Below are 6,569 nucleotides of genomic sequence, written 5' to 3'. Positions count from 1 at the left end.
ACTTCCGGTAATGTTGAGGGTAATGCCTGCATTGGTTTTGACTTTATAAGCCGATTGCGACGCCCAGTTGCCAATGGTGTTGATTTCATTTGCAGGATAATACATATTTTGCTGCGTCATTGCAATGATAAGGTTATCGAGCACGCTGCCAAAAATGAGTTCAATATCCGGATCAAAAGGTGTGACATAACTGGATAATCCTGACCAGCCCGCCGGTAAGTTTACACTATGGATTAGCCAGGCTTGCTGCACGACTGTTACAACCACCGGAAGCAACCCGCCTCCTCCGGTAACAGTAATTTCCCCGATTCTGAAGGAACCGGAATTGTTCCCGCCAAAGTTTACTGTTAGCGTGCCATTCTCGCTTCCGCCATAAGTATCCACACTCAGCCAGTCCACGTCCTCGCTCACCGTCCAGTTGACATTGGAAGTGATATCAAAAGTGGTTGTTCCGGCAGGAGCTAAAACCTCCTGGTTGGATGGATTTACCAACAGTTCGGGTCCACCTGCAGTTTGGATCATGATGTGTATTTCTTCAGCAGGGTAGCCCACTGTGGTGGCAAAAATGGTATCGTAATAAATGCCGCCGGGCAATGGAGCGCTCATAAAATCCACTTCAACAGATGCACCATTGCCGCTCACATAACCACTGAAAGGTGTTGCGGTAAGCCATTCCGGCAAGGTAAGCGAATAATAAACCTCATCAGCAGAAACATTGGTCAACATCGAACTAAAATTGATGCTTTCGCCATCGGTAATGGTAAACATGAAATCATCCGGGTTCCAGTGCAACGGTCCCTGGTCAACCAGGAATGTCCAGCTTGCGGTATCTGCCAGCGGATTGCCATATTTATCCTGAACGCCAACTATCTGCGATGTCAGATAGCGGTTTTCGATGAAATAGGCATTACCCGGATTGATTGTAAAAACAACTTTTCTGGTGGCTGGTTGATAAACAACGCTGGCGCCCACCTGCATACCTGTTTCTGTTTCAAACAGCCGGCAGGTGTTGATTGTAACTGTTGATGGTTTCAGGCTTTCATTAAAAGTAAATGAGATTTCATCCCCTATATTAAGCACCCCGTCGGCAGGCTGAGGATTTCCGGAAACGAAGGGAGACATTCTGTCGATGGCGCCAATCACTTTTTCGGAATAATTTACCAGTCCTTCCGCACATGAAGCTGTCGCCCGAAGTTGGTATTGCCCATCAGTCAAATTTTCAACATTCCAGATCACCTGAAGTGTGGACGATAGAATGGAGGCTTTGGGAATTGAATAGAACTCAATCCAGTTGTTACCATTATCACCCGAATACTCCAGGCTCACATTAAGCAAATTTGGATTTGTCAGGTCATAATCTCCTACTGTAAGCTGAAGCGCATTGTTGCCTGACTGATTAATTACCCAGTTGCTATTTGGTTCAACGATGGAAATCGGTGAACAGGGATGAATCCAATGTACTTCAAATGTTGCCCGGTCAGAAACGTTCGGGATTCCAGTTCCACAGTCACCTGATAGTTCCAGGGTTAAACCCGATAAATCGTATACTTCACCAGGCGGACGACTGATATAAATCGTGACCTGAAGAGGACTGTCATATTCAAGTGAGTAAACTATCCCGTCAGGTGAAGTTAAGTTGGAGGGAGTAAAAGTAGCGCTATTAGGATTGGTTTCATTCAATACCTTTAAAGTATAGAACATGGTCTCTTCAGTCTGGCTGGTATTGTTCAGCACCAGGGTAAATACGGCAGGACTTCCTGCAGGAATATTGTCGTCATAATACTCGTTCTGAGAAAATGCACAGCCTTTCCGTGAATTTGTGGGTGGCCCCTCCCAGGGGCACATCGAATTTCCGGCCAATGTCACAAATACAGGTGTGCCATAAACAGGATCGGTTTTTATATCCACCGAAAAATTATCATTTCCATCCGGGCTTTCATCATTATCCTGCAATGTATAAGCTATTTTGGTTGAATTTACAGTTGAGGTTGTCACCGAACTTCCGTAGGTTATTGCAGAAGAGACTTTTACACCGCCGGTTTGGCCAATCCCATTAATTTTAAGGCCTGCTTCTGTTGCGATTTCAGCATTTATTGTCAATTCAAATTCCTGTGTCCTGGTGCTTGATCTTGTTGTTTCCAGTGAAAGAGAATTAACGACACCCGCATCAAAAGATTTATTTTCGTTAAATATGGCCTCATTTTTAAGGAAGGCGTTTAAGGCAATAAATGACTCCCAACGCTCTGCCGATGCAGTGTCCTGGATCAGATAAAGCGATGGGATCACCGTGTTTTCGATGTGATTTTCGGTATAAATGTAGGTGGTTGCAAAGCCATTGGGAACGATGATAATATCCTGGTCAACATTTACGGTATCACCCGAAATCGTCAAAACATCGGTGATTCCATACAACAGGTTCATGGCGCCACCCATATACACATCAGATTTCCGACCCACAACAAATTCGCCGGTAGATGTTTTAAATGATTCGCTTGTAACAAATTTCAATTGATTTTCGATAAGCGAATTCTGAGACATCGCCATACCTACTGTAGCTGTGAAATCAAGTGTTTTCTCAATATTCAATACTCCAAAAAGCCATGTATCAACCTCATATTTAACACCAAGAGACACTTTTCTGAAGGTGCTCGCAGCATCATCGTATTTCGCACTAAAACTTATTGCCTGCGAAACTTCCGTCGTTTCGGTCATCTCGCTAAAACTTTGGTCACCCGGCGGATCGCGCAGGATAAGCAGCGGGATTTCGGGTGTGGTGGTGGCAAATGCAGTACCTCTTGGGAGAATCCCTGTTACATACACCCATAGCTCGGCAGATGCACTTTTACCCTCTTCACTCATATATTCCACCTTTATTCTTTTCTGGTAAGGCGGAACTATATTGGGACTTCCTGCCTGAAAGTAATAAAGTGTGGCTGTATCGGAAATAACCATGGTGCTATCCTGAGCAAAATCACTCAGCCCATCAGTAATAACAATTGCACCGGAAGTAACCCTGCACCTGATTTCGTTATTTTCGCCATAAAATTCAAGCACGTCAATTTCAGCCGCATAGATTTCAAATTGTTCCAGTACGATCCATCCGTATGCGTTAGTCAGGGTATCGAACCCTTTGATCTCAATTACCGGATCGCTGTGATAAATGAAATTCAGGGTGGCATCCTGTTCGGTTACATCAACCTGTGCAGTGTTAAATTCAACCCAGCTTCCGAAATAATCAAAAGAAATTGGTGTGATACTATATTGAAAAGGCGCCAGGTTGATGCTGTAAAAACCAAGGGCATCGGTATAAATAGTGTCGTTAATACCGCATTCGTTCTGGCATTCTACAACCAATGCTATGGAGGAGGCAAGGGAAATGCCGCAACTTCCTGTTACATTACCGCTCAGGTTGTAGGTAAATTCATCAATAAAGTTAATTCCGGCAACCGGAGAAAATACACCCACAAAAATTTCTGATGGATTAAAGATATGCCCACTGGCAGGTGCATCAGGCATAAACGTATGCGAGCCAATCAGTACCCCTTCAACGGTGTAATTTCCTTCTGCGTCAGTCACTACCGGTGGAACAGCAGGAGCACCATCCATTAATACGGGTATACCCTCAGCAGGACAACTCGTATTGAGGTAACTGATATTGCCACTCACAGTAAAATAGGAAATATCCGTAAAATCCTGTTGCTTGGTGCTGTTAAGAAGCACTAAAACATCTGCTGATTCAGGAGAAAAATCATGAATTATGCCGTCTTGTATTTTCGACGGGGTAACACGAAAATTACCCAACCCTATATTGACCAGTTGGTAATAACCTCCAGAATTTGTTGTGGTTGTTACGGTATTCCACGGAGATTGCAGCGCTTCCAGGGTAATGGTAATATCCTGCAAAGGCTCTCCTGTAGGGGTTTTCACATACCCTATGACAGCTCCCGTGCTTATTCCTATACCCTGAACGTGCACGGAGTCGGTGTATGGGGCATCGCCGGCAGTAAAATCAGCATGCTGTGTAAGCGGAGATATTGGTTGAAAAACTACAGTTACATCAGCAACCTGATATGGCGCCAGATGAATTACGGTATCTGACAGGTAGATATCCGGTGAATATTTCAATTTGAACTGTTCAGGGTTGTTTCCGGTAAAATATACCGGGCAATCATAAAAATGGTTCGCTCCGTTACGTATTTGGAAAGTTTTAGCAGTGCTTGTGTATGGTATATACGTATCCTCGAAATTCCAGTATTGATAATTGGGCGAACCCGGGTCGGGATTGTTGTATGCGGTTACCTGAGGCGTCTGGTGGTAGAGACGGGCGCCCATGTCCATCCTCGATCCGTCGGGGTCGCGGTCATCGGGGTCAGTCATCCAGTCGTTACCATCACCATCCGGGTCGGGGTTGCCACTGTCGATGCAAGGCGACTTTTGTGTTGGATCAGAGGTGTCAGGATAATTCGACCAGATCAAATTATAATCTCCGTTGGCATAATCCACAAACATCGGATCAAGATTTCCACTTATGCGTCCTACACCCTGACTTCCAGCACTTCCTACTAATGACCAGTTAATTGTGGGGATTACCAAGGCACCAGGAGCGACAACACGTGTATTATACTTAAAAATACAGTTTTCGAAAATTACAGGCCCAGCCCATACTTCCATCGCCGCCCAATTACCAACAATTGTATTATGAAAGGCATTCACAGTGCCAGAGCATATAATGCCTACGTTATTGCCATTAGAAATGATGTTATTATTTATTTGAAAATCCCCCGAATTACACCAAATACCTGCGTAATCGGAGCCAGAGATAGAGTTGTCTTCAATTTGAAGGTTAGAATTCCCACTATTTATTCCTACTCCGGCGCCTGAAATCGTGTTGTTGGAAATTTTCAGGGTTGAACTAGTAGAAATTATTGCCTGTCCATTCAGAATTCCACCGAGTGGAATAGTATTCCCTGTTATTACGCCATTAGTATTGTTTATGCACTTTATTGGGTACTGGCTACCTGAAATCGTATTTTCAGCAATATTGAGCGAGTCGCAGGCCTCAGAATAAATACCACCGCCAACATTACCCGATATAAGATTTCCGCTTACAGTTGATGATGACTGCCAAATGTAAATCCCGCGGTTCCCATTTCCTGAAATAGAGTTGTTTTCAATATTTGCAGGGCTTTGGTAAATGTTAATCCCATGGCCACTATTTCCAGAAATAATGTTATTGTCGATATTTGCAGGGCTTTGGTAAAGGATAATTCCATCGTTCAGGCAAGCATGGATGCCGTTGTTGGTGATGGTTCCTCCGGGAGAATTTTTCAGAAAAATCCCAATGAAGCTGTTTATTAAACTGCTATTCCTTACAGTAGGCGCTATTCCATCGAAGGATAATCCGGCTAATAATTCCTCTACAGTCGCATTCTGCAAATACATATAGCTCGAAAAATCCATCCTGAGATACTCAATGGAATTATCAGGATTTGCAGTTGCAGTAAAGTTTATCATACCCCAGTATCCGGTGTTACCATCCCGCGTAAAAACGATGGAGTCGGTTTCGGTTCCCTGAGCAATCAGGGCGCCGTTTACAGTCATGTACCCAAAATCAGTGTTTTCGGGCGTAGGAGGGTTTAATTGTGTAATATCAACCGAATTGGTGTTGAACTTTACGGTTACACCAGGTTCGATAATCAGCGTATCCCCAAAAGGAACAGTAACTTCGCCGCTAACAAAATACGGACTATTGGCGACCGTCCAAACACCGCTCACTTCTTCGTCGGAAAAACTGCTGGATCTGAAGTTCTTGTTTTGAGCGGAGCCAATCAGGCCGAATAAGATTGCGAATGCTAAAATGAAAGTAGTTTTAGTCAAAATATTTGTTGTTTAAACTCGATTAAAATTAAGAACGTTCTTTCTGTCAAGTGTCTTAACATTTATGAAGGCTAAATAGTTAATTGATTTTCAATAATTTATTGAATATTAACAGTAATTTTCTTTGACAACACAATGCTATTTTATATAACAGTCTCGTCCTTAGGTATAGAGGATTAGTAAATTGTTAAAATTACTTTTTTAGAATATCTTTTAAAAATGTAGCCTGACTCATAGCGTAACGAAAATAAGGGTTACAGCAGCGGCCGGACATGTTAGGGTAAAATTTACAGCGAAAACTGCATGGATTGAAAAATTCCAAATTAGCAATCTGGGCAGCCATCACCGCCTTTTCCTCCGTCAAAGTGGGGGCTTGCTTCCAATAATAAACCCCAGGTCATCTTTCGACAAACCCGGGGTAAAACCTAACTTGTAACCCTCACTTTATTTCAAAACAACCTTTTTGAAAATCGTTTCTTCGTTTTGTTGGATTTTGATGAAATAGATGCCGGGATTATGATTTACCATTTTAAGGGTAAGCAAACCTTCACCTTTTTGGCGCTCAACCCATAATTCCCGTCCCTGAAGATTCATCACCGTGAGTATTGCATCTTCAGCCAGACCGGTAATGTTTAACATGCCATCGGTTGGATTGGGGAAGACATTTATACTCCCACTTCCATCGCCGGTTG

2 protein-coding genes are annotated in these 6,569 nt (G+C 43.3%); both read right to left on the bottom strand.

Annotated features, from left to right (window positions below):
- Window positions 1-5,877: right-handed parallel beta-helix repeat-containing protein (locus IH598_07825; protein MBE0638412.1), on the bottom strand; the 5,877-nt coding region annotated here is incomplete at its 3' end.
- Between the two features lie 444 nt (window positions 5,878-6,321).
- Window positions 6,322-6,569 (bottom strand): T9SS type A sorting domain-containing protein (locus IH598_07820; protein ID MBE0638411.1); only part of this gene is annotated, 248 nt, incomplete at its 5' end.

The sequence above is a fragment of the Bacteroidales bacterium genome (genome assembly GCA_014860585.1).
In the GTDB taxonomy this organism is placed as follows: Bacteria; Bacteroidota; Bacteroidia; order Bacteroidales; family 4484-276; genus RZYY01.
This window is presented reverse-complemented; position numbering and strand designations above follow the sequence as displayed.